The 22,421-nt window shown below is 45.2% G+C and carries 19 protein-coding genes and 2 tRNA genes; 14 read left to right on the top strand and 7 right to left on the bottom strand.

The features are described from left to right. Positions 1 to 104: 104 nt before the first annotated feature. Positions 105 to 1,109 carry a nucleoid-associated protein YejK gene (gene yejK, locus OCV50_RS09680; protein ID WP_150869014.1) on the bottom strand — a complete coding sequence of 335 codons (1,005 nt, stop codon included), beginning with the start codon at positions 1,107 to 1,109 and terminating at the stop codon, positions 105 to 107. An 84-nt stretch (positions 1,110 to 1,193) separates the two neighbouring features. Between yejK and OCV50_RS09685 the strand changes: the two genes are divergently transcribed. The 4 genes from OCV50_RS09685 to OCV50_RS09700 all read left to right on the top strand — a co-directional run bounded on the left by OCV50_RS09685 (position 1,194) and on the right by OCV50_RS09700 (position 3,861). Beyond that, positions 1,194 to 1,421: a YejL family protein gene (locus tag OCV50_RS09685; protein WP_032551972.1), complete on the top strand. Its 228-nt coding sequence runs from the start codon at positions 1,194 to 1,196 to the stop codon at positions 1,419 to 1,421. Between the two features lie 28 nt (positions 1,422 to 1,449). Next, the gene (locus OCV50_RS09690) at positions 1,450 to 3,252 is read left to right on the top strand and encodes a DUF3413 domain-containing protein (RefSeq protein ID WP_261902909.1); all 1,803 of its coding nucleotides are present in this window, start codon (positions 1,450 to 1,452) and stop codon (positions 3,250 to 3,252) included. A 148-nt stretch (positions 3,253 to 3,400) separates the two neighbouring features. Then, a tRNA-Ser gene (locus OCV50_RS09695) sits at positions 3,401 to 3,491 on the top strand. 279 nt (positions 3,492 to 3,770) lie between these two features. Further along, positions 3,771 to 3,861 (top strand) — tRNA-Ser (locus tag OCV50_RS09700). A 57-nt stretch (positions 3,862 to 3,918) separates the two neighbouring features. On the opposite strand, the gene OCV50_RS09705 is transcribed toward OCV50_RS09700, so the two are convergent. Further along, complete coding sequence (locus OCV50_RS09705) at positions 3,919 to 4,839, bottom strand: histone deacetylase family protein (RefSeq protein WP_239841428.1); 921 nt, start codon at positions 4,837 to 4,839, stop codon at positions 3,919 to 3,921. Positions 4,840 to 4,945: 106 nt separating this feature from the next. Here OCV50_RS09705 and OCV50_RS09710 point away from each other — a divergent pair, with 106 nt between their 5' ends. From OCV50_RS09710 to OCV50_RS09720, 3 genes are read left to right on the top strand one after another with little or no spacing between them, the layout of a single operon-like run. Beyond that, positions 4,946 to 5,071, top strand: coding sequence for a hypothetical protein (locus tag OCV50_RS09710; RefSeq protein ID WP_261902910.1), 126 nt, complete (start codon positions 4,946 to 4,948; stop codon positions 5,069 to 5,071). Between the two features lie 25 nt (positions 5,072 to 5,096). After that, positions 5,097 to 5,783: an SDR family oxidoreductase gene (locus tag OCV50_RS09715; RefSeq protein WP_261902911.1), complete on the top strand. Its 687-nt coding sequence runs from the start codon at positions 5,097 to 5,099 to the stop codon at positions 5,781 to 5,783. 18 nt (positions 5,784 to 5,801) lie between these two features. Next, the gene (locus OCV50_RS09720; protein WP_261902912.1) at positions 5,802 to 6,794 is read left to right on the top strand and encodes a DUF3080 domain-containing protein; all 993 of its coding nucleotides are present in this window, start codon (positions 5,802 to 5,804) and stop codon (positions 6,792 to 6,794) included. On the opposite strand, the gene OCV50_RS09725 is transcribed toward OCV50_RS09720, so the two are convergent. The 3 genes from OCV50_RS09725 to OCV50_RS09735 all read right to left on the bottom strand — a co-directional run bounded on the left by OCV50_RS09725 (position 6,791) and on the right by OCV50_RS09735 (position 11,559). After that, positions 6,791 to 8,746: a DNA topoisomerase III gene (locus OCV50_RS09725; protein WP_261902913.1), complete on the bottom strand. Its 1,956-nt coding sequence runs from the start codon at positions 8,744 to 8,746 to the stop codon at positions 6,791 to 6,793. The two genes, OCV50_RS09720 and OCV50_RS09725, sit on opposite strands and share 4 nt — an antisense overlap. A gap of 94 nt (positions 8,747 to 8,840) precedes the next feature. Next, complete coding sequence (locus OCV50_RS09730; protein WP_239841424.1) at positions 8,841 to 9,389, bottom strand: NAD(P)H nitroreductase; 549 nt, start codon at positions 9,387 to 9,389, stop codon at positions 8,841 to 8,843. Positions 9,390 to 9,549: 160 nt separating this feature from the next. Continuing rightward, complete coding sequence (locus OCV50_RS09735; RefSeq protein ID WP_239841423.1) at positions 9,550 to 11,559, bottom strand: NADPH-dependent 2,4-dienoyl-CoA reductase; 2,010 nt, start codon at positions 11,557 to 11,559, stop codon at positions 9,550 to 9,552. Positions 11,560 to 11,838: 279 nt separating this feature from the next. Between OCV50_RS09735 and sppA the strand changes: the two genes are divergently transcribed. Both sppA and ansA read left to right on the top strand, forming a co-directional pair. Then, positions 11,839 to 13,689, top strand: a complete 1,851-nt coding sequence (sppA, locus tag OCV50_RS09740) for a signal peptide peptidase SppA (RefSeq protein ID WP_261902914.1) — start codon at positions 11,839 to 11,841, stop codon at positions 13,687 to 13,689. A gap of 117 nt (positions 13,690 to 13,806) precedes the next feature. After that, complete coding sequence (ansA, locus tag OCV50_RS09745; protein WP_032551963.1) at positions 13,807 to 14,823, top strand: asparaginase; 1,017 nt, start codon at positions 13,807 to 13,809, stop codon at positions 14,821 to 14,823. Between the two features lie 122 nt (positions 14,824 to 14,945). Here the strand turns inward: ansA and OCV50_RS09750 are convergent, their stop codons facing one another. Continuing rightward, complete coding sequence (locus tag OCV50_RS09750; protein ID WP_239841421.1) at positions 14,946 to 15,227, bottom strand: YeaC family protein; 282 nt, start codon at positions 15,225 to 15,227, stop codon at positions 14,946 to 14,948. A gap of 104 nt (positions 15,228 to 15,331) precedes the next feature. Between OCV50_RS09750 and OCV50_RS09755 the strand changes: the two genes are divergently transcribed. Further along, entirely contained in the window at positions 15,332 to 16,144 is an 813-nt protein-coding gene (locus OCV50_RS09755; RefSeq protein WP_239841420.1) for a DUF2989 domain-containing protein, read from the top strand. Between the two features lie 145 nt (positions 16,145 to 16,289). Here the strand turns inward: OCV50_RS09755 and msrB are convergent, their stop codons facing one another. Then, positions 16,290 to 16,688, bottom strand: coding sequence for a peptide-methionine (R)-S-oxide reductase MsrB (gene msrB, locus OCV50_RS09760; RefSeq protein ID WP_032551960.1), 399 nt, complete (start codon positions 16,686 to 16,688; stop codon positions 16,290 to 16,292). A gap of 358 nt (positions 16,689 to 17,046) precedes the next feature. Here msrB and gap point away from each other — a divergent pair, with 358 nt between their 5' ends. The 4 genes from gap to rlmA all read left to right on the top strand — a co-directional run bounded on the left by gap (position 17,047) and on the right by rlmA (position 22,379). Further along, a complete protein-coding gene (gene gap / locus OCV50_RS09765) occupies positions 17,047 to 18,042 on the top strand; it encodes a type I glyceraldehyde-3-phosphate dehydrogenase (RefSeq protein WP_004740660.1) in 996 nt (331 codons plus the stop codon). 251 nt (positions 18,043 to 18,293) lie between these two features. After that, on the top strand, positions 18,294 to 19,178 hold the full coding sequence (locus OCV50_RS09770; RefSeq protein ID WP_261902915.1) for a D-hexose-6-phosphate mutarotase: 885 nt from the start codon (positions 18,294 to 18,296) through the stop codon (positions 19,176 to 19,178). 250 nt (positions 19,179 to 19,428) lie between these two features. Then, positions 19,429 to 21,465, top strand: a complete 2,037-nt coding sequence (locus OCV50_RS09775; protein ID WP_261902916.1) for a methyl-accepting chemotaxis protein — start codon at positions 19,429 to 19,431, stop codon at positions 21,463 to 21,465. Positions 21,466 to 21,563: 98 nt separating this feature from the next. Then, positions 21,564 to 22,379 (top strand): 23S rRNA (guanine(745)-N(1))-methyltransferase, encoded by an 816-nt coding sequence (rlmA, locus tag OCV50_RS09780; protein ID WP_261902917.1) that lies wholly within the window; start codon positions 21,564 to 21,566, stop codon positions 22,377 to 22,379. Positions 22,380 to 22,421: the final 42 nt, after the last annotated feature.

A 22,421-nucleotide genomic window follows, 5' to 3' on the forward strand; every position in this document is an offset into this window, starting at 1 on the left:
TGTGAACCAATGATTCGAGGAGATTGACTCATTAAGCTAAAGAATTAAAAGCAAAATTGAGCATAAGTGGCAGCGTCCTACTGCCACTTATTGTTAACTTAACGCTATGACTTATTCCTAGTCAACTGATCGCGTAAGTTTGGTGGTGTACCTTTGATCGTTAGGGTATCTGTCTCCGGATCGTAAAAAATACGCTCACCCAATAACAGACTATCGAAACTCACATTCAAGCCGCCACCAGCACCAACAAACTTAGTCAATTTACGCATAGTTGCACGATCGGCTGGGAAGCTTTCTTCAAGCTCATATCCCTGCTCGCTGGTGTAATCTAAAAAGCTTGTACCGTCAGTGCTTGGAGGAAGTTCTCCAGAAAGCTCACGAACCTGAACTTCATCACCCGCTTTTAGCTGCTCGTTGCAGTAATCTGCCACCTGCTTTTTGTAGCTAATCGCTTCTTCTTTCTCTAGTTTAGAATCAGAAACGAAATCTTCTACTGCTTGCATCAGTACTTGGTTCTGCTGTTTAGCATCCAAACCAACTTCAGCCTGCAAAAAGTCTAAGAAGAAATCCGCCACTTTACGGCCAACACGACCTTTAATGTATGCAAGGTAACGATTTGACTCTTTATCAGTCTCGTAAGTCGACAAATCAAGACGAGCGGCGATGTCCATCTTGGAGATATCTAGGTAGTCTGTCGCGCTGATATCAAGACCTTCAGTGACTTTAAGACTTTGGTTTGATGGTAGCAGGCCAATAAACAAGTAATCGGTCGCCAACGACTGATATTCTGCTAGAACTAGCGTGCCTTCATCAGCAAACGGGTATTTTGAAAGCTCTTCTTTTAGACGTTGAGCACTTTTTTGAGAGAAATCGTAGAAATTTGTCTCGCCTTTACGAAGTTCATGCAACCACTGTTGAAATTCGCTGTCGGACTTAAATGCACCAAAACCTTTGCCAGGCTTTGAGTTAAAAACGCGATGCAGTTCAGCCACTAAGCTTTCAGATGAAGCGTCGTTATCGAGAGACTCAGCACGGAAGTTAACAATCAGTTCATCCTGATCGTTCTTGCTCAGCTGGTGTAAAATTACGTTGGAAAGATGAAGGCTCATAGTGAAAATATTATCGTTCAGGTTTCAGTTGTCGTGAATTGTAGGTTATCATAAGCCGCTTTTACTATCATTATTAGAGTCCTTATGCCGATTATATCTAAATACACAGATGAACAAGTTGAAAACATCCTAGCTGAAGTAGGTGCTGTACTGTCTAAGCACAAAGCTTCACCAGAACTTTCACTGATGATCGCCGGAAATATCGCAACCAATGTCTTAAATCAGAACGTTGCTGCTTCACAACGCAAAGGAATTGCTGAAAAATTTGCCGAGGCACTAATCTCTTCGCTTGACGAAAAGAAGTCTCACTAAGATAGACTGACGGATAAAAGAATAATAAATGGTAGACAGCGCAAACTCATATAGCGATCGTGTATCTCGACTGGTTGGTTGGGGTCACTGGTTTGCATTTTTCAACATCATTGCTGCGATGTTGATCGGTACTCGTTATATCACTCAATCAGCTTGGCCCGAAACCTTATTAGGACAGTTCTATCTGGCCGTTTCTTGGGTTGGCCATTTTGGCTTTTTGGTGTTCGCTCTCTACCTATTGGTGCTGTTCCCGCTCACCTTTATATTACCGTCAAGAAAGTTACTCCGACTTGTTGCCGTATGCTTCGCAACAATCGGATTAACTGTCCTATTGATAGATACTCAAACCTATCAAAGCATTAACCTCCACCTGACGCCTGTCGTTTGGGAGGTACTCTTTAGCGAAGAAGAGACTGCATTTAGCTCAGACTTGCAACATCTGTTCATCGTTATGCCGCTGATCTTCATGCTTCAACTTGGTTTATCTGAGTGGGTATGGCGCAAGCAGCGCAAACTGTCACACAAGCATATCGGCCGCCCGATCGCCGCTGTGTTTTTCTTAAGCTTTATTAGTAGTCATCTCACCTACATCTGGGCAGATGCCTATTTTTATAATCCAATTACCAGTCAAAAAGCGAACTTCCCGCTCTCTTATCCAATGACAGCAAAAAGCTTCATGGAGAAACACGGCTTACTTGACCGTGAAGAGTACCTAGAACGACGCGAAGCGAATGCAGACAATGTCGACCTTGTCAGCTACCCACTGGAACAAATTCAATATAACCGTCGCAGTGCTGACCTTAATATTCTACTAGTCAGTGTAAACAACCTGCGTGCTGATGCTCTCAACAACGAAGTTATGCCAAATAGCTTTGCTTACGCAAAAGAAGGGATCAGCTTCACCAATCATTACAGTTCAAGTAATGATATGTACGGTATTTTTGGCCTGTTTTACGGCCTACCAAGTAGCTACTCGAGTAGCATCAAGTCGCAAGGCTCAAACGCCGTTCTGCTCGATGTTCTTGAGCACCACAACTACAGTATTGCTGCTTTCAGCGGCGATCATTTCGAAGATGCAATGTTCTCTGAAATCATATTCCGCGGACGTAAAATTGACGAAGGGACTCAGACTCATAACGACGAGAGTGCAATCAATGCATGGACGGAATGGGTTCAGTCTTCAAATGCAGGTGCACCTTGGTTCAGCTTCATTGAGTTAACCACGTTAGATAACTTCACCAATTATCAAAACGACAGCAACGAAACTCGCAGTGCAGCAGAACGTTTCGCTGCAGATTACCAAAAAGCAGCAAAAGCGGCAGATGATGAACTACAAACTATTTATCAAACCCTTGAAGAGCTGTCTTTAACTGAAAATACCGTCGTCATCATTACCTCTAACCACGGTACTGAATTTAACGAGACCAAGACGAACAGCTGGGGTGCAAACTCAAATTACAGCCGTTACCAGCTTCAAGTGCCAATGTTTATGCACTGGCCAGGTAAGTCGGCATCTGAATACAATCACCGCTCTAGCCATTTAGATCTGTCAGTGACTCTACTACAAGATTTATTGGGTGTTTCGTCTAACCCGAATGACTTCAGCAGTGGTCGTAACCTATTCGACGAGAGTAAACGTAAGTGGATCTTAGCCGGTGATTCTCGCGAACTTGCACTGGTTACGACACAGCAAACAACGGTTATCGACAAATTTGGTAACTACAAGCTTTACGATAAAAACTACAAACGTTTAAAAGACGTTAGCCCTCGCCTCCCTGTGTTGATGCAAGGCCTAACCGAGCTGCAGCGTTTCTATACCAAGAACGACTAAAATGCAGTGAAATGTAGGTTTATCAAGAAAAAGGAAGCATGCGCTTCCTTTTTTATTATCATTAATGTTTATAAAACGAGCATTCAAACAAAATAATGAAAATTAAGGGTTTACAAGCCTAAGGATGCCTTATATTATTCACCGCACTGGAGAGATGGCTGAGTGGTCGAAAGCACCGGTCTTGAAAACCGGCAACCGTTAATAGCGGTTCTAGGGTTCAAATCCCTATCTCTCCACCACATTCTAAAAGCCGCTGAGAAATCAGCGGCTTTTTTCGTTTCTGCCCCATGAAACTGCCTTCACTGTTATTTACTCGCCATTTACCCTAGCTTCGCGAATCAATAGACTCACAATAATAAGATTTCAGGCACCAGCCCTTTAATGTGCGAGTTGAAACGCTTATTTGATCAAGTTTTCAGCACTCAAATAAAAAAACAGGTTAAAGCGGTTATAAAGAAAGCAAACGCTCTTTGTAGGGGTTTACAAGCATCAGTAAGCTTTATATTATGCACGCCATCGGAGGGATGGCTGAGTGGTCGAAAGCACCGGTCTTGAAAACCGGCAACCGTTAATAGCGGTTCTAGGGTTCAAATCCCTATCCCTCCACCACATTCGAAAAAGCCGCTGAGAAATCAGCGGCTTTTTTTATATCTGTCGTAATGAAATCTAGCCCATTACCTTATATGCAGCATTCAATAATTGCATATGAATCGGTACCAAATCTTGGTGTTGTGAACGATATCCGCCCCCGACGACACACGCGATCGGAATATCGTGACTTTTCGCCATTTCAAACATCATGCAATCACGTTGATAGATCCCTTGCGTCGACACGTTTAGATAACCAAGCTCATCGTCGATATGAATATCAACGCCCGCATCATAGATAATCAAATCCGGTTGGTAGTGCAACAAAGCCATTTGCGTCACTTGTTCGAAGCTTGCTAAAAACTCTGCATCTTCTGTTTCACGGGATAGAGGGACATCAAAATCAGACGATGGCTTACGTGCAGGAAAGTTCTTATCACAATGAAAGGATAACGTTGCAATATCTGGCTCATGCTGACACAAGGTTGCAGTACCATCACCATGATGTACATCGCTGTCAACAATTAGAACGGTTTCAATATGTTCAAAGGTCAACGCGAGCTTCGCCGCCACAACCAAATCATTAAACAGACAAAAGCCGCTACCAAAATCATGATGTGCATGATGATACCCTCCACTCAAATGAATGGCGATACCGTGCTCAATCGCCATTTCAGCCGAGAGAGACGTCCCTCCAGCCGAACAAAGCGTGCGCTCTATAAGCTGCTGACTCCAAGGAAAACCGATTCGACGCATCTTAGGAGCAGCGAGCTGGCCGCTAATTAACAAATCAACATATTCTGCACTATGCACTTGTTTAACTTGCTCAATTGATACAGGTTGCGGCTCAAACACCTCAAATACTTGATGCCAACTAGAAGACTCCGCTCTCTTAGCCTCAACCGCTTGTTGGAGCAATCGATACTTATTAATTGGATAACGGTGCCCTTCTGGCAAAGGCAACTGCGAGTAAATTGGATGATAGATTAACGGGATCATAAAACGCTTCATTTTGACGGACTCTCAAGATCATAACAGCCTGAGTCTTGGCGACAACTGTAATAAATGATAATAGTTATCATTTGATTTGATTAAAGGCGCTATTATGAAAAATTTAATGTTGTTCAGTGGAGTGATCTGTGGCTCGTTGGTCGCAGTAATGCTATTCGTGACTATGTTGCTAACCAGTTGGTGGGTCGTTGATTTTCTGCTTAGAAGCCATCAAACTTAATTTATTCTCTCTATAAGGACTTCTCATGAGCACCATCTTCATTACTGGAGCAAATCGCGGCATTGGACTTAGCCTGACTGAACAATATTTAGAGTTAGGACACACGGTTTACGCAACCTACCGCGATCGAAATTCCGCAACGTCCCTCATAGCCATGTGTGAACAATACCCGCAGCTCACCTGCCTACAACTTGATGTAACTGACTACCCAACTGTGGCAGAGCTTACGAAGAAACTAGACAATATCGATATCTTAGTTAACAACGCAGGTTATTACGGCCCCAAAGGCTACGGGTTGGGTAATACAGATGTGGATGAATGGCGTCGTGTGTTTGAGGTGAACAGCATTGCTCCTCTCAAACTCGTTGAATCCATGCTTCCAAATCTAGCGCAAAGCACGGTTAAGAAAATCGCTTGCCTATCTTCTAAGGTCGGTAGCATGGCAGAGAATACCTCTGGAGGTGGTTACATCTATCGTTCTTCTAAAGCTGCACTCAACTCTGTTGTGAAAAGTTTAAGCAACGATCTGACCTCTCAAGGCTTCACTGTATTAGCGCTACATCCAGGGTGGGTACAAACTGAAATGGGTGGACCAAATGCGCTCATCGATACCAGCACTTCAGCGAAAGGGCTCATTCAGGTTATAGAACAAAGTGGTCTTGAATCAAGCGGTCACTTTATTAACTACGATGGCTCCGCGATCGCTTGGTAAGCGGTTCTAGGTACTAAGATGAGATGTACTCCAACCCACTATAAATTGGCGCTCCTAGGCTCTATGTGCCTGCTTATCAGTGGGTGTTGGGATGAGCAAGGCGACTTGTTTGATGAATACCACAACCGGGTAGCTCGGGTTCAAGACGAAACTCGAATCTCAGAAGAGTGGGAATATGAAGCTCTGCCACGAAAGCGAGAGCTGAATATTAATATTGAGCCGATTTCAATGGGGCTACTAGACAGCTATCAGTTAAGGGAATGCGGGCTGTTTAACTTGATAGCCGAGCGTAATTCAGTACTAGGGAAAGTCGCCGACCAATTTCGTAACTTTGATTATCAGGTCGAATTTCTCAACGGCTTATCTGAGTGTTTGAATCATCCAGGGGTTTCTTCAGACGTCCAACAACAACTACTCAAAATTGATCAACAAAAGCGTGATCAATTGGCGCAACATAGATGGAACCTTCTCTACGCCAGTGATGCGATGCAGTCACAGTTGCGTGGCAGCCAATGGCTTAGCGAAGATGTCGGCTTGAAGGTTCAACGAGTCAGTGACGCTCTGGGCTACCTCAACCAATCCTTCAATACGACACTCACTCTGGGCTCAGTAACCGAAGTACAAGAGACACTTGAGAAGCAAGTCGTGCTTGGCGATCTTCATTACTCTTTGAGCGCCGCCACGTTTGAGCTAAACCAGATAACTCAACAACTCAAGAAGTACGATCATAAAATCATCTGTGGAAAGCAGCGAGATACCACAAAATTTCGCCATCTCAACAATGTTTTTGAGCAGCAATTTATTGGGTTGGTTCAACCCTACATGGCACAGTTAGATGGCTACTACCAGCAGCTAACCCCACACCTTTCACTGTTTGAGGCTCAACCACAGCTGCACGCCTACACTTTTCCTCTGGTAGAAACTCATCGAGCATTCAGAGTCTCCATCCGTGAGCACGTAGACTATTGGAAAGCCCTATTTGAACGCTGTGGTCGAAAAGTCGGACGCTAGCTAGAGGCTTTTTTCTTGGTAAACTTTTTGCGACCACTCGCCTTGCGTTTCTTATAAGCTGGTCTCTCAACTTTCGGCAAGTGACGCAGCGACTCCGGCACCTCAGACGTTTTCACATGATGCATAAGCCCTGATATCTTGTTTTCAAGATCCGACATGAAGGGTTGATAGGCTTGATTTCGTTCCGCCATTCCTTGCAGTTGGTGCTCCCAGTGCGCTGTCATATCTGGGAAGGTCGAATCTTCAGGTAATGCATGAATCAAACCTCGACCTGCAGGGCTACTGTGAATGCTCTTGCCTTGACGGGTGAGTAACTGCCGTTTAAACAGAGTATCAAGAATGCCCGCGCGTGTTGCTTCAGTGCCGAGTCCATCGGTCTCTTTCAAAATCGATTTAAGATCTTTATTCGCAACAAAACGAGCAATACCCGTCATCGCCTGCAGAAGCGTTGCTTCGGTAAAGTGTTTTGGCGGCTCTGTTTTCTTATCGCCAATCACGCCCTCACGGCAAGTCAATACCGTCCCTTCCGACAACGGCGGGACCGTATCCGCGCCGTCGTTTTTATCAGCCGAGTCAGTTTTTCCCATCAGCACTTTCCAACCCGGAGTCACCAACTGTCGGCCTTTTGCGATAAACACCCCTCCAGCAATATCGAATACCAACTTAGCTTCTGCATACACAGCGTGTGGGTAGAACTGCATTAAGTATTGACGAGCAATTTGCTGATAGATTTTCATTTCATTGCCAGAAAGCCCGTTCACCGAAGACTTTTTCGGGGTTGGAATAATCGCGTGATGCGCATCGACCTTGCTGTCATTCCATGCCTTAGAGCGCAGTGATAAATCAGCGCCTTGAGCACCTTGTTCAAGTTCTTTTGCGTTGTTTGCAATGGCGTCAACGACGGACTGTCTTTGTGAATAATGATCTTTTGGCAGATAACGACTATCTGAACGCGGATAAGTGATCAGCTTATGCTTCTCATACAAAGACTGACAGGTATCCAAAACTTGTTGCGCGCTCATACCAAAGCGCTTAGCCGCATCAATTTGCAATGCTGAGAGAGAATAAGGCAAAGGCGCAGCCTGCTTCGTCTGTTTTTGCTCAGACTCCATGACTTTTGCTGGCTGATTTTGAATACGACTGGCGACGTTCTCCACCAATTTGCGATTAAGTACTCGGCCCTCTTCGTCTTGCCAAGGCTTACACGCTTCACTGGGTTTCCAGCGTGCACGAATGTCAAAGCTATCGCTGCCATTTTGATATGGAATCAAGGCGTGCAACGTGAAATAGTCTTTAGGGATGAAGTTTTCGATCTCTTCATCGCGTCTCACCACCAGCCCAAGTACTGGCGTTTGTACACGCCCTACGGACAGTACGCCTTGATACCCTGCTTTTTGACCAAGCAAAGTATAGGCGCGAGTCATATTCATCCCATAGAGCCAGTCAGCTCTTGAACGCGCCAAAGCAGAGACGGACAGAGGAATAAACTCTTTATTGCTGCGCATCTGGCCTAGTGCGCGCTTAACAGCTGGCAAGTTTAAATCGCTGATGAGTAGTCGCTGAATAGACTCTTTGCGAGTTTTTGAGACTTTACAGTAGTCGATAACCTCATCAACCAGCAGTTGCCCTTCCCTATCAGGGTCTCCTGCATGAACGATCTCTTTGGCATCTTTAAGTAATTTGCGAATAACAGTGAGCTGCTTACTGGAACTTTTTCTAGGTCTCAGTTGCCACTGTTCAGGCACGATGGGCAGATCGACCAAATTCCATTTCTTGTATCTCTCTTCATACGCATCGGGCTCAACCTGCTCTAAAAGGTGGCCAATACACCATGTCACGACATCACCGTTTCCGCACTGGATGAAACCCTCACCTTTTTTTTGTGGGTTAGGCAAAGCAGCGGCGATAGCGCGACCCAAACTTGGTTTTTCAGCGATGATTAAGCGAGACATGATTTTCCAAAGAGTACAAACAATTAGAGCCACATTATCTAATGTGGCTCTAATAAATCAAGATAAACTGTTTTTTTGTACAGTGGCGAGGTAACTATAGGAACTCTACGAACTGAGATAGGTTACGCTCTGGTACTTTCATTGGCGTGCAACCTGGTGTTCCTAGGTATAAGAAGCCAACAATTTCATCTTCACCTTCGAGTCCAAATGCTTGATGTACCTCTGGGTGGAACATCCACTTACCAGAACGCCAGAAGCCTTGGAAGCCTTGTGCGACAGCGGCCATTTGCATCGCTTGAACCGCACAACCTGCAGATAGATGTTGCTCTAATGCCGGTACTTTATCGTGTTCGGTCACTTTTGCGATAACCGTAATCACCATCGGCGCTCTGAAAGGCGCTTTTTTCACTTTCTCTACCACAGCTTCTTCACTGTTATCCGCTTCGGCTGCTCGTACTAGAATATCAGAGAGTTTCTGAAGCCCAGCACCTTGTGCAATTACAAAGCGCCAAGGGGTTAAAGCAGCATGGTCAGGGGCACGCAATCCCGCTTTAATAATGTTCTCTAGGGCAACACCTTCAGGGGCTGGCTCAGATAGCTTGGCGATAGAGCGTCTATTGAGCAATAGATCCAAAGCATCCATTTGAAGTCCTTACTATTTTCTTATTTATATCTTTGAACTGTAGCATAGATTACAAACGATAATAAGTCGCAACATCTGTAACAAAAAAGCCCTCAGATATTCTCTAAGGGCTTTGACGATTAATTGCGCCATTTGAAACGCAATCAGAACAGTTTGATGCTTATAGCTTGGTAGCTAGCTCTACACCTTGACGAATCGCTCGAACGGCATCCAACTCACCCGCGTAGTCCGCACCACCAATCACGTGTAGCTTCCCACCAAACTCTTGCCACATGTCTTCAAACGGTCTTACAGACACCTGACCAGCACAGATAACTACAGAGTCAGCATCCAACACTTTCGGTTGTTTGTTAACGGTAATGTGTAGGCCTTGATCGTCAATTTTCTCGTAGCTCACGCCACCCATTAGGTTTACACCGCGCTTCTCAAGGGTACGTTTATGAATCCAGCCTGTGGTCTTACCTGGGCCTTTACCAACGCGACCGGCTTTACGCTGCATTACCCAAACCGTCTTATCACTCATCGCATCTGGGTATGGGTATAAGCCACCTGGGTGTTCCATATTTTTATCAATGCCCCACTCATGCAGCCAATCATCCAAGCTGTGAGAGGATGGCTCGGTGAGCATGGTTGCGACATCAACACCAATACCACCCGCACCAACAATCGCGACCTTTTCGCCTACTGGTGTCTTATCGCGAATCAAAGTCTGGTAATCTACGACTTTCTCTTGGTCAATACCCTCTAGATTCAGTTTTCTCGGTTCTACCCCAGCCGCCATCACGACTTCATCGTACTTAAGTAGCATCTCGAAGGTCGCCTCGGTATCGAGTTTAAGATTCACGCCTGACGCATCCACTTGGTTCGCAAAGTAACGAATCGTCTCTCTAAACTCTTCCTTACCCGGGATCTGCATCGCCAGTCTAAATTGACCACCGATACGGTCATTCTTCTCTATCAAATCGACTTTATGGCCACGCTGCGCCAATGTGGTCGCACACGCCAAGCCAGCAGGGCCGGCACCAACGACAGCAATGGACTTGCTCGCTTCAGCCGGTTGAACCACAATTTCTGTCTCATAACAGGCTCTTGGGTTCACCAAGCAGCTAGCTCGTTTGCCCTTAAACACATTATCCAAGCACGCTTGGTTACAACCAATACAGGTATTAATGAACTGTGCTTGGTCTTGTGCCGCTTTATTTACAAAATCAGGGTCGGCCAAGAATGGTCGCGCCATCGACACCATATCCGCTTGCCCAGAACTTAAAATGCGCTCTGCTTCTTCGGGAGTGTTGATTCGGTTACATGTCACGACTGGGATAGAGACATAAGGCTTCACTTTTTCCGTTACCCAAGAGAACGCACCACGAGGCACTTGAGTTGCAATAGTCGGTACACGGGCTTCGTGCCAGCCGATACCAGTGTTAATGATAGTAACGCCCGCTTCTTCAAGCTTTTGAGCCAATAGCACGACATCTTCAAAAGTACTGCCCTGCTCGACCAGATCCAGCATCGACAGGCGGAAAATAATGATGAAGTCTTTGCCGACCGCTTCGCGAATGGATTTCACAATCTCAAGTGGGAAGCGCATGCGTTTTTCGTAAGAGCCACCCCATTCGTCGTAACGCATATTGGTGCGCTTACAGATGAACTGGTTAATCAGGTAACCTTCAGAGCCCATGATCTCAACACCATCGTAACCCGCAACTTGCGCTAACTCAGCACTGTTTGCAAAAGCTGCAATGGTCTTCTTTATCTGACGAGGGCTCATTTCGCTCGGTGCAAACTTAGCAATTGGAGCCTTAATTCCAGACGCACTTTGCGCAAATGGGTGCATCGCGTAGCGGCCTGCATGCAGAAGTTGCAACGCGATCTTACCACCATGCTTATGTACGGCTTGTGTCACGACTTGGTGCGCCTTTGCATGTTTTACTTTGCTGAATTCTGCACTGAAGGGATGCAGTCTGCCACGTAAGTTAGGTGAAAAGCCGCCCGTTACGATAAGACCAACGCCCCCTCGCGCTCGCTCTTCGTAAAACGCAGCCAACTTGTGCAGCCCTTCTTTATTTTCTTCAAGGCCTGTATGCATTGATCCCATCAATACACGATTTCGTAACTGAGTAAATCCAAGATCTAGAGGTTCTAATAAATGTGGGTACATGGCAGACATCACTTCTGTTATTTATCCTTGTGGTCTGACCACATTATAGTGCACAAACCAAAATTTCAAACAACTGTTTACATTTTTGTAACACCGATCATAATGCTGACGGTATTAATCGTCCAAAAGCCCTTAATCTGTCTACACTTAATGAGAATATCTATCGATTAACAAATAGTTCATCTAGTTTGGAACTTTGAATTAACGTAGGATACTAACCAGTTAATATTATTGAGATAAATAGTACTACTGCTTGTTTAAGTGTGGTGTTCTCGCTGTGGAGAAATAATGAAAAAAATAGCCAAATTCATCGGTATGATCTTTAAAGGGATATGGAAACTGATCACCTTCGTACGTGTTGCGTTGGTCAATCTTATCTTTTTATTGAGTATTGCCCTTATCTACTTTGTGTATTTCCAAACGGACAACACACAGCCTACGGTTCCACAGCAATCGGCATTAGTGCTTAACCTATCAGGTCCGATTGTTGAGCAGAGCCGCTACATTAACCCAATGGATTCAGTGACCGGCTCTTTACTGGGCAAGGACTTACCAAAAGAAAACGTGCTTTTTGATATCGTTGATACCATTCGTTACGCAAAAGATGACGAGAACATCACCGGCATCGTGTTAGCACTGGGTGAGCTGCCAGAAACCAATCTCACTAAGCTTCGCTACATCGCAAAAGCTTTGAACGAGTTTAAAGCGACAGGCAAACCTATCTATGCCATTGGTGACTTCTACAATCAAAGCCAATACTACCTAGCAAGCTACGCCAATAAGATTTTCATGTCTCCCGATGGCGGCGTCCTGCTGAAAGGCTACAGCGCTTACTCGCTTTACTACAAAACTCTGTTAGAAAAGCTCGACGTGAACACTCATGTATTCCGTGTCGGTACTTACAAATCCGCAATCGAGCCATTTACACGTAACGACATGTCACAAGAAGCTAAACAGTCGGCGTCTCGATGGTTGGGACAACTTTGGGGTGCGTACGTAGATGACGTCTCAAATAATCGTCAGATCGAGTCTGCAACTCTAAACCCGAGCATGGATACCTTTTTGTCTGAACTTGAATCTGTTGACGGTGACATCGCTCAACTTGCTAAGAAACTCGGCTTAGTTGATCAACTATCGACACGCCAAGAGGTTCGTTTAGAACTTGCAGATACCTTCGGTAGCGATGGCAAAGACAGCTATAACGCGCTGAGCTACTACGACTACCGCGCAACCATGTTACCGAATCTTCCAACGGCAACCGATGATATCGCTGTTGTTATCGCAAGTGGTGCGATCATGGATGGCAAGCAACCTCGCGGTACAGTCGGTGGCGACACAACTGCAGCACTACTTCGCCAAGCTCGCAACGATGACCAAGTAAAAGCGGTTGTACTGCGTGTAGATAGCCCAGGTGGCAGTGCATTTGCGTCTGAAGTGATTCGCAATGAAATTGTTGCCCTGAAAGAAGCCGGCAAGCCGGTTGTGGTATCGATGTCTAGCCTTGCTGCTTCTGGTGGTTACTGGATCTCAATGAGCGCTGACAAGATCATGGCACAACCAACAACACTAACAGGTTCGATTGGTATCTTTAGTGTGATTACCACGTTCGAGAAAGGTTTGAATGACATCGGTGTTTATACAGATGGTGTTGGTACATCACCGTTTTCTGGTTTGGGTGTGACAACAGGCCTCACTGACGGTGCTAAAGACGCGTTCCAAATGGGTATCGAGCACGGCTACAAGCGCTTTATCGGTTTGGTTGGCTCAAGCCGTGGTATGGATGTAGAGAGTGTTGATAAGGTGGCTCAAGGTCGAGTTTGGACGGGGCAAGATGCACTTCAGTACGGTTTGATCGATGAAATCGGTGATTTTGACGACGCTATTGCTGCAGCTGCAACGCTAGCTGAATTGGAAGAATACAATGTGTACTGGGTTGAGGAGCCACTTTCAGCAACAGAACAATTTATTCAAGAATTCATGAACCAAGTTCAGATCTCTTTGGGGCTAGATGTAAAGAGCCTTATTCCAAGCGGTTTACAGCCAGTTACTCAACAATTGGCGCAAGATAGCCAACTTTTAAGTAACTTTAACGATCCTCAAGGTCGCTATGCATTTTGCTTGAATTGCCAAGTACAATAGTCGCCTTTTTCAACTCTTCTATTAAGAGGTACCTCTGTGTGGGGTGCCTCTTTTTATTAGCGCATTATCCGCTATAATCGCGGCCCTGTTCCCTATAAACATAAAGTAACAATCGCTATGGAAAGAAAACATATCTACATTGCGTACACTGGTGGCACCATCGGCATGCAGAAATCGCATGACCACGGCTACGTGCCAGTGGCGGGTTTTATGGACAAGCAGCTAGCAAGCATGCCTGAGTTCCACCGTCCGGAAATGCCTGAGTATACGATTCACGAATACTCTCCGCTGATGGACTCTTCAGACATGACGCCACTCGATTGGCAAACCATCGCTGATGACATCCGCGCGAACTATGATAAGTACGACGGCTTTGTTATTTTGCACGGTACGGACACCATGGCATACACTGCTTCGGCACTCTCTTTCATGTTAGAGAACCTTGGCAAGCCTGTTATTGTGACCGGCTCTCAAATTCCACTTGCGGAACTACGCTCAGATGGTCAAGCAAACCTACTAAACGCACTGCACATTGCGGCAAACTACCCGATCAATGAAGTAACATTGTTCTTCAATAACAAATTGATGCGTGGTAACCGCAGTACAAAATCGCACGCTGACGGTTTCAATGCGTTCACTTCGCCAAATCTGAACCCGCTGCTTGAAGCAGGTATCAACATCCAGCTAAGCAACAATGTTGTGGTTGATCAGAAACCAGAAGGCGAGTTCAAGGTACATAACATCACACCTCAGCCTATTGGTGTGATCACCATGTACCCTGGTATTTCTCACGAAGTGATTCGAAACACCCTGCTTCAGCCAGTAAATGCAATGATCTTGCTGACATTTGGTGTGGGTAACGCGCCACAAAACCCTGAGCTACTTCAGCACCTAAAAGATGCATCTGAACGTGGTGTAATTGTGGTGAACCTGACTCAGTGTCTTGCTGGTAAAGTGAACATGGGCGGTTACGCGACGGGCTGTGCACTTGCTGATGCTGGTGTAGTGAGTGGTTATGACATGACGCCGGAAGCAGCACTGGCGAAACTCCATTTCTTGTTAAGCCAAGATTTGAGCTACGAGCAAGTAAAAGAAAAAATGCAGCAGGTTTTACGTGGTGAAATGAGTCTATAACGAAGACGTTTTTCTATAGACAACACGCTGAAAATCAAAGTGAAGACAATAAAAAGGGGCGGCTCAATGCCACCCCTTTTCACTTTAAATCTTAAACTATGTGATATTGTCACAAGTATGACTTAGTGATTAGGATTTACTCTAACAATATCTTCTTGATCTGAAGTAAATTGTTTCTTAAGTTCTGCTTTTGACTTAAAGCTAATATCGCCACCCGCTGCAACTGTCATATGCTGAGCTTCAACATTGTGCTTTGACTGATAAAGCATGACAGCTTGCATACAAGAGTCGCGTTGCTCTTGCGTTAATGTCGTACCCTCGGGCCACTTTCCCGTTTCTACTGCATACGTTAGGCGCTCATAGACCTCTGGGGTCATAGCGTTAAGAAGTTGTTCTGCATCCATGGTAAAGCCTTAGTATTAACAATTTTCACCAGAAAATAACCTGTCGTAGAATGGAGTCAAGCGGAGCACTGGAAATAAGTGTATTCGATCACAAGTGAAGGTATATGAGAATTTTTAAATGGCTACTCGCCGCCGCTCCTTTAGCACTGACTGGGTGTTTTGAGGGGAACAAAAATACAGAACAACTATGTGAAGCTCACTCAGAACTGCGTTGTGTTGACCTGAATATGAATGATGGCCAATGCCGCGTCGCGCGTACCGATCTCATCTGGCACCGTTTTGACGTATTAAAGCAACCGACTGAACACAACAAGATTATTGAATATGGTTTAGTGGCCGAATACAAGAAGTGTCTTGAACTCGCTTCTCAAATAGAAACCATCGATCAAACCCTGCTCAAGCAACGCCGTTTCTCAGCACTGATGCACAGTATCGAAGAAGAAGAACGAATCGTAAAAGAGCTTTTGGGGTCCAATGAACCCGAAACTCTCTACTTCTTATGGTCACAAACGGGCAATACTGACGCGCGTCGTAGCTTCTTACAACTAGAAGGCAGTGATGTACTGAACACAGCCGAGATGCAATATGCACTCGCTACCTTCTACACCACCCGTGATCACGAGAAAACTGTCACGCTCCTCAATAATGCGCTGACGCTTTCCAATGGCTCGACAGTCAATACCGAGATCTTTAAATCCTTAGCGAGCATTAATCACAGCTTAGGTAACATGGAAAAAGCGTATCTGTGGGCGATGGTTGCAAAACAATTTAATGTACCGATTGCATCGGAGCCTGAGCTCAAAGTCATGTACCACTTCCCAAGTGAGGTATACGACAAACTGCAGGATGATGCTGACTACATCGTAGAAGCGATTGAAGACGGGCGTTACCAACCGTCACTCATCTCTAGCCAATAGCATCACAATCAAGCTATGAAAACAAAAACAGCTACCCTTTGTGGTAGCTGTTTTTTTATGCCTCTAAGAGAAGCAGCTCGCATTTTGCCAACTTACTTTCCTAATGACATCGCGTCATATGAAAGGTTTTGACAATAGAAGTCATTTATTCTGTAGTTTTGTCATTTTTGTTGAAAATTAACGACACAGAATTCACACAAAAACGTTCACCTGTGGTTTTCGGACCATCAGGAAAAACGTGACCTAGGTGGCTATCACAAGCCGCACAGCGGATCTCGATACGTTTCATACCGTGACTTAGATCTTCTAAATAACGGATTGCCTTATCATTTATAGGGGCATCGAAACTTGGCCAACCACAGCCAGAGTCATATTTGTTCTCAGACACAAACAGTGGGGCTTCACAACAGGTACAGCTGTAAACCCCTGTCTTATGATTGTGTAACAGCTTACCGGTAAAAGGAGGCTCTGTTCCACGTAGACGACACACCTGATACTCTTCATCAGTCAGGCGCTCACGCCAGTATTCATCGGGCTTCGTCATATTTTCTCCCCTTTGATTCACGTTAATATTTCTCCACATTCTCTTTTATTATATTTACTTTTTTCCATAAATACTTGCATCTAGCGGGATTTGTAGCACATACTTTCTCACCGAGATACATTGTACATATACACTCATAAGTGAATCGTCATTTAGAGGTATTTTACCCAACTGGAGGGGTACAGAACCACCAGCAATGGTCAAATTTCAACCACTTACACTCAATTGTTAAGAAAAGCGTCGCTTTTTTTTGACATTAAACAAGTTAAGTCGGATTATCTATTGCAGATTTAAACTGGATTCTGTAATTTTACTACCAGTTATCTTTAATCAGAAATTAAGTTGTGGAGCAACTACAATGACTATCAAAGTAGGTATTAACGGTTTTGGCCGTATCGGTCGTTTCGTATTTCGTGCATCTGTTGAGCGCGCTGACATCGAAGTAGTAGGTATTAACGACCTTATCGACGTAGAGTACATGGCATACATGCTTAAGTACGATTCAACTCACGGTCGTTTCAACGGTACTGTTGAAGTTAAAGACGGTAACCTAATCGTTAACGGTAAAACAGTTCGCGTAACTGCTGAGCGTAACCCAACTGACCTTAAGTGGGACGAAATCGGTGTTGACGTTGTAGCTGAAGCAACTGGTATCTTCCTAACTGACGAAACTGCTCGTCAGCACATCACTGCTGGTGCGAAGAAAGTTGTTCTAACTGGTCCTTCTAAAGACGCAACTCCAATGTTCGTTATGGGCGTTAACCAAGACACTTACGCTGGTCAAGACATCGTTTCTAACGCTTCTTGTACTACTAACTGTCTTGCTCCAATCGCTAAAGTTCTTAACGACAAGTGGGGCATCGAGTCTGGCCTAATGACTACAGTTCACGCTACTACAGCAACTCAAAAAACTGTAGATGGTCCTTCTGCTAAAGACTGGCGCGGTGGCCGTGGTGCTTCTCAAAACATCATCCCATCTTCAACTGGTGCTGCTAAAGCTGTAGGCGTTGTTCTTCCAGAACTAAACGGCCTTCTAACTGGTATGGCTTTCCGTGTACCAACTGCTAACGTTTCTGTAGTTGACCTAACTGTTAACCTAAAAGAAGCTGCATCTTACGAAGCAATCTGTGCTGCAATGAAAGAAGCTTCTGAAGGCGAAATGGCTGGCGTTCTAGGTTACACTGAAGACCAAGTTGTTTCTCAAGACTTCATCGGCGAAGTTAACACTTCAGTATTCGATGCTAAAGCTGGTGTTGCTCTAACTGACAAATTCGTTAAAGTTGTATCTTGGTACGACAACGAAATCGGTTACTCAAACAAAGTTCTAGACCTAATCGCTCACATCTCTAAGTAATTACTACTTAGATAGCGTTTAGCTAGACTGTCTTTGAGAAAAGACTGAAAAGAAAAGGCGGCTCTAGAGTCGCCTTTTTTGTACCTGCTGTTTATGAAACATCACCGCTTTTGTAAAAAATGATGTTTAACAGGCGGCACATTGGTCAGATACGAGATTCAATTCAAATACGAGAACTCCCCCTGCTCTTTCTATGATTGAGTTTGCTCATCTCGAATTTGAATTCAATTTCCCTTAAGAAGGATTATGTAATGGATTTATCAACTCTCCCTGCCGTAGCTGTGCTTTCAGACAACGTAACGATTGTTGAGCACGAAGGTGTAAAACTGGTTCGCGTGATTCACGATAAAGCGAACGCTGCGATCTCTCTATTTGGTGCGCACGTTGTGTCTTACCAGCCGCAAGGTCAGCAAGATCTGATTTGGATGAGTCAACAAGCAAAGTTTGACGGAAAAACCGCTCTGCGTGGCGGTATTCCAGTATGTTGGCCTTGGTTTGGCCGTATTGCTGCGCCAGCACACGGCTTTGCACGCAACAGCGAATGGCAATTAGTTGAGCACCGTGAAAATGAAGCGGGTGTTATCGTGAGCCTAGGATTAAGCACTAACGATGATACGCTTGCAGTATGGCCACACCGCTTTGAGGCACGCCTTAATGTCGAGATCGGTGATGAACTGAAAGTGACGCTAGATGTGACAAACACTGACTCTCAGCCATGGAAGTGTTCAGGTGCTCTACACACATACCTGAATGTTGGTGATATTCATCAAACGACAACAACCGGCATGGGTGCTGAGTACATTGATAGCCTACAGGGTGGCAAAGTATGTCAGGGCGGAGATGAGCTTGTACTTACTGATACCATTGACCGTGTTTACACACAACCTGAAGCGGTGATTTCAGTAGCTGATACAAAGCTTGTTCGTACACTTACCGTTGAAAACCAAGGTCACAACAGTGCCGTTCTGTGGAATCCATGGGCTGAAGGTGCAGCAGGTATGGGTGACATGCAAGATGATGGTTACCTGACCATGCTATGTGTTGAATCGACGCTTCACGCGCCTAGCATCGAGCAAGGTAAAGAGCTTCAACCAGGCGAAAACCACCAGCTAGTGACCACTATCGCAGCAAAATAGTTCTTCGGATAAATCGTTGAACTAACGAGTTACCTTTTATTGAATTGCCAAAGCAGTTCTGTAATTTTTCAAAGGCCGGAATCTCCGGCCTTTTTTGTAATTTATTCCCGACACTTCCGGTCAAATCATCAGCAACCTGCTAGTTCCATACCTTTTTTGATAATTAAATTAATAGATATCAAATTAATCACTTTAATAAATAGCTAGCATGCGAATCATATATTTATAAAATAAACATTAAAGGCACGTCATGTGGAATAAATACAAGAACCAAAGTGTTGGGCTGCAACTTAAGCTGGTTACGACACTGTGTCTCGTTATCGCATTTTCCAGTATAGCTGCACTGGTCTATCAGAATGCTTCAACGGTTCTCTTAGAGAGCACACTCAAAGAACATCAATCTAAGATTGAATCGATGGCCAAAACCATTGAAGGCCAATTTAATGCCTACTTACACACCGCTGAAGTGCTTGAGTCGACCTTTCGAAATGGTTATCTCGCGGGTGTTTATGTAGAAAACTACACCGTAGACTTTCAAGGTCATCAAGTTCCTAATATCACCCAATACAGTGAGAGTCTGATTGGTGATACGAATCTCGTCGATAGCTTTACTCGTGACACCGGTGCTGTAGCAACTTTGTTTGCTCCCCTTGGTAATCAATTTATTCGCGTGGCTACCTCACTCAAGAACCCTCAAGGCGAACGTGTGATAGGCACGACACTGGATCAAAGCCACCCCGGATACCAAAAACTTATCAGTGGTCAGCCCTACTACGCGCAAATAAAGCTCTACGGCCAGCGCTACATTACCTACTACGCGCCCCTGAAGAATGCTCAAGGCAAAGTCAGTGGCATCTCTTTCATTGGTCTTCCCGTTGAGCGTGCAACCCAAGATTTGTTTGCCGCTTTAAAAACCGTCAATTGGGGTGACAGTGGCTACACCATCGTCGTGGATAACAATCCAGATCACCTAGGTCATTACCTATTACATCCAACTCACACGGAAAATGATCCTTCGATTATTAATGTGCAGGACTACGAGGGCAACAAACCTTTCTATCAAGTGTTTGAACAAGCAAGTGGCCTTATCAAATACCCATACGAGTACCAAGGCCACATCGGTGAAAAGTACCTGGTGTACACAGAAGTCGCTGGTTGGAATTGGAAACTGCTTGGCGGTACTTTCATCAGTGAGGTGACTAAAGGCAGCCAAGACCTACTTAAGCTGATCGCTATCGTGTCACTTATCGTTGGCTCCATCACTTTTTTGATTCTAACCGTGTTCTTGAGCCGCACACTTAACCCATTAACGACCTTGAATCAGTACATGAATCGTCTGGCGAAAGGCGAAGTAAGCATCGATATTCCACGAACTGACGTAAGCACCAATAACGAGATCGTCAACTTGAGTAACGGGCTGTCGAACATGGCCCACCAGCTCAACAATCTAGTCGGCGAAATCCGCGGAGCAAGCGATAAGGTTGAGAGCAACTCGACTAGCGTGGCCGGCGATGCGTCACTTAACCTGACCCAATCTGAGCGTCAGCAAGAGCAAGTTGAACAAGTCGTGACCGCGATTGAAGAGATGGCATCATCAGCACAGTCTGTTGCCCAACAGGTGGAAAACATCGCTGAAAATGTACGTTCTGCTAATACTGATGGACAATCAGGATTAGAAATTGTCGAAAACGTCTGCATTGATGTGGCTCAGCTCAACGATCAACTCGACCAATCGGCCGCTGCAATTGAAAAAGTAAACACTGACAGCGAGAGCATTCAAACCGTCACCAAGATGATTGATGAGATCGCCGAGCAAACCAACTTATTAGCACTCAATGCTGCGATTGAAGCGGCGCGTGCGGGTGAGCAAGGTCGTGGATTCGCTGTGGTTGCGGATGAAGTAAGAACCTTAGCGCATCGCACACAAACGTCTGTTAAAGATGTTGTGGACATTATTACCGTTCTTAAAAGCTCGACCGATAATGCCGTACGTATGATGAATGAGAGCCAAGCTAGTGCGAATTCCGTATTAGACAAAGCGCAAGAAGCGGGTACAGCCCTAGAATCCATTGCTGATCAGATCCATTCAATCGCCTCGCAAGCCGACGCTATTGCTGCCACTTCTGAAGAGCAAGCACACGTTACCCAAGAGATCGCAGCCAATGCGCACTCCATCAGTGAGCTAAACAGAGAAAGCCGCCATACCAGCGCAAAAACCTCGCAGAGTGCCACTACACTCCAACAACAAGCTAAAGACCTAAAACAACAGGTCGACTTCTTCCATTAACCCAAGTAAGAGCCGTAATACACGGCTCTTTTTATTTCGCCTAGTGCGACATTTTTGATAAACTCGCTGCCCACTTCACTAGCTGCACAGAGAGCGTCATGAACTACCAGTGCCCTTTATGTCACCAATCTCTCACTCAAGTTGAACGAACTTTTAAGTGTGAGAATAGCCACCAATTTGATCTTGCCAAAGAGGGTTACGTCAACTTGATGCCAGCCCACCACAAGCGTTCAAAAGATCCAGGTGACAACAAAGAGATGATGCAAGCTCGTCGTCGATTCTTAGAGGGTGATCACTACGATCCAATGCGCCAAGCTGTCGTCGCTCTGTGTGAGAATGTACTACCAGCCGAAAATCCAAACCTATTGGATATTGGCTGTGGTGAAGGCTATTACACCAATGAAATCGCTCAAAAGCTCGCGCAACGTGAACCCAGTATCTACGGCTTAGACATCTCTAAGGTTGCTATCCGTTATGCGGCTAAGCGCTACCCTGCCGTTAACTTTTCAGTCGCCTCGAGCCATAGGCTACCTTTTGCTAATAACAGCTTAGACGCCGTTCTACGCATCTATGCGCCATGCAAGGCTGAAGAGTTACAAAGAACACTGAAAGAGCAAGGTGTGGTGATCACAGTAACACCTGCAGGCCGCCATCTATATCAACTGCGTGATGCGATCTACGATGGTGTGCGATTGCATGATGAGACACCAGAAACCATCGAAGGATTTAGCCTAGAGAGCCAACAACACCTAAACTACATGATGGAGCTTTCAGGTTCTGATGCCTTTGACCTGCTTCAAATGACTCCTTTCGCTTGGAAAGCAACGGGATCATTTAAGCAAGAGTTGATGCAAAGCGACCGCTATCAGTGCGAGGCCGATTTCATGCTAAGAGTTTACCGTAAACAGGGCTAGTTGATATTAATTATCGTTTGCATTGAATTCTCTGTGAGCCTC

The sequence above is a fragment of the Vibrio fortis genome, assembly GCF_024347475.1.
GTDB lineage: Bacteria > Pseudomonadota > Gammaproteobacteria > Enterobacterales > Vibrionaceae > Vibrio > Vibrio fortis.

Excerpts from the sequence above, each read along its gene's own strand:
- yejK (WP_150869014.1), bottom strand. The coding sequence starts at position 1,109 with ATGAGCCTTCATCTTTCCAACGTAATTTTACACCAGCTGAGCAAGAAC.
- OCV50_RS09720 (WP_261902912.1), top strand. The coding sequence starts at position 5,802 with ATGAGATGTACTCCAACCCACTATAAATTGGCGCTCCTAGGCTCTATG.
- OCV50_RS09770 (WP_261902915.1), top strand. The coding sequence starts at position 18,294 with ATGGATTTATCAACTCTCCCTGCCGTAGCTGTGCTTTCAGACAACGTA.
- sppA (WP_261902914.1), top strand. The coding sequence starts at position 11,839 with ATGAAAAAAATAGCCAAATTCATCGGTATGATCTTTAAAGGGATATGG.
- OCV50_RS09775 (WP_261902916.1), top strand. The coding sequence starts at position 19,429 with ATGTGGAATAAATACAAGAACCAAAGTGTTGGGCTGCAACTTAAGCTG.
- OCV50_RS09725 (WP_261902913.1), bottom strand. The coding sequence starts at position 8,746 with ATGTCTCGCTTAATCATCGCTGAAAAACCAAGTTTGGGTCGCGCTATC.
- OCV50_RS09730 (WP_239841424.1), bottom strand. The coding sequence starts at position 9,389 with ATGGATGCTTTGGATCTATTGCTCAATAGACGCTCTATCGCCAAGCTA.
- ansA (WP_032551963.1), top strand. The coding sequence starts at position 13,807 with ATGGAAAGAAAACATATCTACATTGCGTACACTGGTGGCACCATCGGC.
- OCV50_RS09755 (WP_239841420.1), top strand. The coding sequence starts at position 15,332 with ATGAGAATTTTTAAATGGCTACTCGCCGCCGCTCCTTTAGCACTGACT.
- OCV50_RS09715 (WP_261902911.1), top strand. The coding sequence starts at position 5,097 with ATGAGCACCATCTTCATTACTGGAGCAAATCGCGGCATTGGACTTAGC.
- OCV50_RS09750 (WP_239841421.1), bottom strand. The coding sequence starts at position 15,227 with ATGGATGCAGAACAACTTCTTAACGCTATGACCCCAGAGGTCTATGAG.
- OCV50_RS09685 (WP_032551972.1), top strand. The coding sequence starts at position 1,194 with ATGCCGATTATATCTAAATACACAGATGAACAAGTTGAAAACATCCTA.
- rlmA (WP_261902917.1), top strand. The coding sequence starts at position 21,564 with ATGAACTACCAGTGCCCTTTATGTCACCAATCTCTCACTCAAGTTGAA.
- gap (WP_004740660.1), top strand. The coding sequence starts at position 17,047 with ATGACTATCAAAGTAGGTATTAACGGTTTTGGCCGTATCGGTCGTTTC.
- OCV50_RS09705 (WP_239841428.1), bottom strand. The coding sequence starts at position 4,839 with ATGATCCCGTTAATCTATCATCCAATTTACTCGCAGTTGCCTTTGCCA.
- msrB (WP_032551960.1), bottom strand. The coding sequence starts at position 16,688 with ATGACGAAGCCCGATGAATACTGGCGTGAGCGCCTGACTGATGAAGAG.
- OCV50_RS09690 (WP_261902909.1), top strand. The coding sequence starts at position 1,450 with ATGGTAGACAGCGCAAACTCATATAGCGATCGTGTATCTCGACTGGTT.
- OCV50_RS09735 (WP_239841423.1), bottom strand. The coding sequence starts at position 11,559 with ATGTCTGCCATGTACCCACATTTATTAGAACCTCTAGATCTTGGATTT.
- OCV50_RS09710 (WP_261902910.1), top strand. The coding sequence starts at position 4,946 with ATGAAAAATTTAATGTTGTTCAGTGGAGTGATCTGTGGCTCGTTGGTC.